Annotated in this window: 4 protein-coding genes; 1 reads left to right on the forward strand and 3 read right to left on the reverse strand. The window is 48.4% G+C overall.

Translation table 11 applies throughout. The features are described from left to right. Positions 1-39: 39 nt before the first annotated feature. The 3 genes from ACO6V1_RS22215 to ACO6V1_RS22225 all read right to left on the reverse strand — a co-directional run bounded on the left by ACO6V1_RS22215 (position 40) and on the right by ACO6V1_RS22225 (position 4,241). Positions 40-669, reverse strand: coding sequence for an acyloxyacyl hydrolase (locus ACO6V1_RS22215; protein ID WP_422450354.1), 630 nt, complete (start codon positions 667-669; stop codon positions 40-42). A gap of 82 nt (positions 670-751) precedes the next feature. Continuing rightward, the gene (locus tag ACO6V1_RS22220; RefSeq protein ID WP_422450355.1) at positions 752-2,023 is read right to left on the reverse strand and encodes a capsule biosynthesis protein; all 1,272 of its coding nucleotides are present in this window, start codon (positions 2,021-2,023) and stop codon (positions 752-754) included. 109 nt (positions 2,024-2,132) lie between these two features. Continuing rightward, positions 2,133-4,241, reverse strand: coding sequence for a capsular polysaccharide biosynthesis protein (locus tag ACO6V1_RS22225; RefSeq protein ID WP_422450356.1), 2,109 nt, complete (start codon positions 4,239-4,241; stop codon positions 2,133-2,135). Positions 4,242-4,423: 182 nt separating this feature from the next. Between ACO6V1_RS22225 and ACO6V1_RS22230 the strand changes: the two genes are divergently transcribed. Further along, the gene (locus ACO6V1_RS22230; RefSeq protein ID WP_422450357.1) at positions 4,424-4,840 is read left to right on the forward strand and encodes a hypothetical protein; all 417 of its coding nucleotides are present in this window, start codon (positions 4,424-4,426) and stop codon (positions 4,838-4,840) included. The last annotated feature ends 317 nt before the right edge of the window (positions 4,841-5,157 follow it).

Genomic DNA, 5,157 nt, shown 5'->3' on the forward strand with positions numbered 1-5,157 from the left:
TCAGTAGCAACACTGACAGGCCATCAGAGTAAGGATTGATTATTTTACCTTCACAGTGAAGTTCAGCACCTGAAAATCCAGTGCTTCGTTCTGCGGGTGTAAATGGGCGTTAGAATAATGAAACCAACCGTAAGACAATTCGTAATTTTTCTTTTCTCCAAACTGGAAGCCAACCAGGGTACGAATCTCAAACTGTGTATGGCCGCCCATATTAATAGGTGATTTGAGTTTCTTCTCCATGTTTTTTTTGGACTGATAACTGATCCCCACTCCAAAATCAAGGAAGGGCGTCATGGCATAGCGTAACTCAGGAGATAGACGAAACACTGGTGAAAAACCAACCTGCCAGGCTTTATCAGCACCATTCGGGCTGGGTTGGTCTTTGACAGAGAGATGGCTTTGCCACTGGCTGTAGCCAAGGTCGAAATAGCCATCCAGCTTCCACCTGGGGTGACTGATAAAGTCCTGATCCCAATCCCAACGTGCCGCAATGCGTGCATTACTGATGTTGGCTTTATCGAAAATGTATTTCCCACCGGAGAGGCCGATACCATCGGGTATTAAATCAACGGCGAATACCCTGATGGGCAGAGTTCCCATTAAAAGTAAAAAGACTGAAACACCACTGATGCTTCCTGATTGCTTAGCAACTAACGTTAACCAACTCATTGTCTACACCCTGACTTCGTTCTTATGACATGTACAAGAACGATAGTCAGGATTAGAAATAATCAGTTAAGCCGTGAGGCCATCAGGCGACCAGCGATTCATCCAAACGATGAACAACAGGTTGCTTGTCAAGAAGCAGAACAACCGGAGTCCGCCCGTGAAAGTGTTGTCGATAAAAGGTCAGTACATTGGCGCAGGTAATTTCCGGTTTGGTAAAAAAGCTGCCATTAATCTGGGTCTTATCAAACAGCAGAGTCTGAAACTGATGGAACAGATCGATATCCACCGGTTCGGCATACTCCCAGAAGTTATCCAGAGTGCATTGCGAGGTCAGCCCCGGGATATCGTACATAGCCCGTCCCATGACTTTTACGGGAACCTTATGCAGCAGTGCAGAGGGGCCAACAGTACTATTCACCGTCACTACCCCCAGGCAGTGGGTATAGACACTGGGCAAGTGCAGGTCGTGACAGTAAACAACCCGATGCGAAATGCCAAGGTGTTCAGAAAGCTCAGTGATCATCTGCCCATAGTGGGTATAACCACGATCCATCGGATGGTGCTTTAACACCAGCACATTCTGCTCCGTGGCGTGGCGGGCAAAGGAGCGAATCACCTCCGCAATAAATGCTTCAACTGAAGAATATGAAGAGTGATACAGCATCTGGCTATCGTCATGTACCTGCAGAGCTACCATAAAGAAACGTTTGCTCAGCTCTTCCTGCATGGACTGCTCCACCTTCTTATCCCGAAAGCGATACAACTTTTTGCGGGCAAAGCCTCTCAACCACTTGGTCCCTTCATTTACCGGGTGGAATGCCCTGTGATGACAGTACCGGGCAAAACGTCGACGGGCAAACAAGGCCGCCCAATAATAAGCAGCAGCAAATCGGGTGCGGGCAGCCATGGTTCCGCCCATGGCAACTTTCGAAGAGCAAGAATGGGCGTTGACCTGGGCAAGGTCTTCTACAGAAAGTCCCAATTGGCTATAGGCATTAACACCGTGTTCTTCCAGAGTAATGGTGTTTGGCCGAAGATAGCCTTCTTCAAACACCAGAAAGCGAACTCCCAAGCGTTCACAAACCGGTTTGGCTGTTCGATGGTAGAGCCGACAGTCCCCCATCAGAAACACGGATTCAATATTGTGCCGCTGTAGATATTCAAATAAAAAATCCGTCCAGTGATCCGGTGAATCGGTAAAGGCAACGACATGATCCGCCCCGGCATAAAACAGATCTCCTCCATTAAAGACAATCCGGTGTGTAACATAGCCACGGCGACTGAAAAGTGTTGCCAGATCACGAAAAAAAGGCCCTAACGGTCCCTGTAAAAACAGCACATGGCGGGAATTCATGGTTCCTCAGCTTCCGTATGTAATGTCACTCAGGTTAATGGCGGGATGCTCAACATAAGAGCAACTTAAACATGATAAGTGGATTATTAATGCAAAATCAGCACCAGTGTTAACTGGCTCTAAGGGCTTCCATCAGAAAAGACAGCTTTCGCTTTTTCTGCTCCAACCAGGCCAGGACCCCTGAAGTTGAGGTTTTCATGGTGTTGCGCTCTTGCGACAACTGTTGGATCAGGCTTTCGGGGGAAGTAAAGCGACCAGTACCCCAATGGATATAACGGGGGTATAAGCAGAGTGCGATATAGGCGAGCTCATTGATATTCCGACGCATGACACGACGACTGCATGACATATGGTCCACTGTCAGCCCCCAGCCGGCATAAAAAGGCATTCCCCAGCAGTGTACGGTTTTATTCTGCAGCAAGGCTTCAAAACCGGCTTGAGAGCTCATAACATGCAGTTCATCACAACCCTGAATGCAGTCAAAAATATCAACATCGACCACGACTTGGTCCGCCCACTGTAATGCTTCCACTTCAGGTAAATGCCCGGCACGACCGGCCTGTACAACATCTGGATGGGGTTTATAGACAATAAAGGCATTCTGACCGATAAAATGTTCACGCACCCGTTGCAGTAAATCCCGATTACTGGTTACCCGTGGACTGCCGTATTTTAACGAAGCATCACTATCAACCTGACCGGTAACCAGCACTTTTTGCTGCCCAGGCCTGGCTCCGTGGAAAGGGTCGACCTTGTTACCCAGCAGGTTGTATTTACTAATGCGCTGAGCCAGTAGCTGCCGAACCAGGTTTTGGCCCCGTTGCTGCTCCTCATCGGACAGCATGCAGGTATTGAGAGAATGTTCCAGGTCACTGGGCTGCATGGCATTGTAATAAATGCCACTGCTGTCCAATATGAGGGAGCAGGGTCTGCGAAGCTCGGCACCTAATCCGACCGACCTTATAAAACCATCTTCCATGCGCCACAGGGGCATAGGGTACTCTGGCACCTGTTGTAAAGGCTTCATGCCCCAGAGCAATAGACCATCCCGCTCAGTGAGCTTTTTGCGCAGGGCTTTTTCATTGGATATATAAACAACGCGCCGGGCCACGCCATGGGCAAACCGGCTAACAAATGCCCGCTTCCAGATACTGAAACCCAAGGCATACAGCGTTTCAATCTGTGGTTTATTGTGTGCCTGCTGAAGTACAACCAGTTCCAGCACGTCTTCCAACTCACAGCGCTCATGAGTTTCCGGATGAATATAGCGGGTATACAGCAGGCAAGCCGCGGCAAATAAACTCTCAACCGAGTGCAGTGACGTTCGTCTTGGGCAGGGAACCCGATCATCGGTCAGCCCCCAGCCGCTGTAAAACGGCACACCAAAACAGACGACCTTTTTCCGGTGCCAGAGGGCTTCAAACCCGAGTTGAGACGTCACTACGTAGACTTTGGCAAACCAGGGGAATAGGGATTGAGCATTCACTTTTTCCGCTAAGATTCTTACTCTGTCGCTTTTACAGCCCTTAATCCGGGTGCCACAGGGTTCCAGCTCAAAATAGCCACGCTTGGTGCCAAGTAGTACATCCGGGTGAACCTTCACCCAGACTTCTGCTGTTGGATTTTCCTGCAGGGCCGACTTCAACATAGCCTGAAAACTGGTTTCATTGGCCATGCCGAACTCAACGGAGCAATCTCCAAGGGTCTGGTCAACCACCAGAACCCTTTCTTTACTGATATCAGGGAGAAGACCATCAGAGGATCGGCAAGTAAAGAACTTACTGCTATCTGTGGCCACTGGTTCATGGTTGTATTTACTGATTCGATGCTGACGAATGCTATCCAGCAGTTTTCGAGCCCGGGCCATCAGTTCCGGGGTCTGCCAGTCTGACTTATTCAGCAAGTGCTCAATATCTGATGGCTGAGTCGCATCGTAATAGATACCGGTTTTATCGCTGATCAATGAAAAGCGCCGGTCTCCCTGTGCGGGATGGCCAAGATAACTGATAAATCCGTCTTCCAGTTGCCAAAAAGGTAACTGATGTTGCTGGGCAAACGCCTTCGCCCTCAGCGTATTCTCTTTCAGTCCCCAGCCAACAATGACCGTGTTATTAACAACGCGTCGGAAAGTGTGTAACTTTTTTACCGGACTGCCTAACAATGCAGACAACTCTGGAGCGGAAGCAATACCGTTGGATGTTGTGTAAAAGGTGTACAATGCGTCACTCTGAATTGGAATATCAGAAATCAGGGCTGGGATAAGTGGAGGGCACTTGACGTAAAAAGCCACCGAAGCAATAGGAACACACCATAGATTACAGAGACACTTAATAGAGAAGGGCCATTGGTAAATCATGATAGCAATGCAATCACTTCTGTAATGCATACAGGAAGTAGAGGGTGGCTAACCTGATTGTCCGAAATATTTATGAAAAAAAGCAATCAGCTTATCCTTCCTGTTACTCTCCGGCCCTTTGCCCAGGCGGATATCCTGAGAGCCAAGGCAGGCCGGGGATCGAACACCCGATGCCGCTGCTGCCCAATGTGGCTCTGAGAGCTACCACCGCTGAAGGTGATACAAACTCAGAGGTTTGCCATATTACCTGGTGCCGATGGGCGGAGAGATTGCAGCACATTGTTATTACAAAAGCAACTGCTAAGGAATTGTCTTTTAATAAGTTCCCGATTTCCGTTCACCCTGAGCTTGTCGAAGGTCGTGCCACCGAACTTCGACAAGCTCAGTCCGAACGGAGTCAGGCAATGAAAATAGGGAAGTTATTTCCAGACAACTCCTTACTGAAATGTCGAAGTTATTAAATGACAGTTCTTAATCGTTACAGCGTTTAAACGCTTAAACTTTTAACGCTTGAACATCTGGTTAATCAGATCCAAATCGGAACCGGCCTTCATAGTCAGCCGGTAACAGTTAGCCAAAAAATAAAAAACTGTCATTTTTTGCCAATTTTTCTTGTCAACACTCAAGAATCAAAACCTGACCCCGCTGATGCGCCAGCAGAGGCTTCGGTAAAACCCTAAATACACACTGTAGAATTCACTGTACAGTGCCCGCTAAGGAACTGTCATTTAAAAACTCCGACATTTCAGCAAGCGCTGCCGGCTTCCCGCCACCCGCT

The sequence above is a fragment of the Endozoicomonas sp. ALC013 genome, assembly GCF_049310205.1.
In the GTDB taxonomy this organism is placed as follows: domain Bacteria; phylum Pseudomonadota; class Gammaproteobacteria; order Pseudomonadales; family Endozoicomonadaceae; genus Endozoicomonas.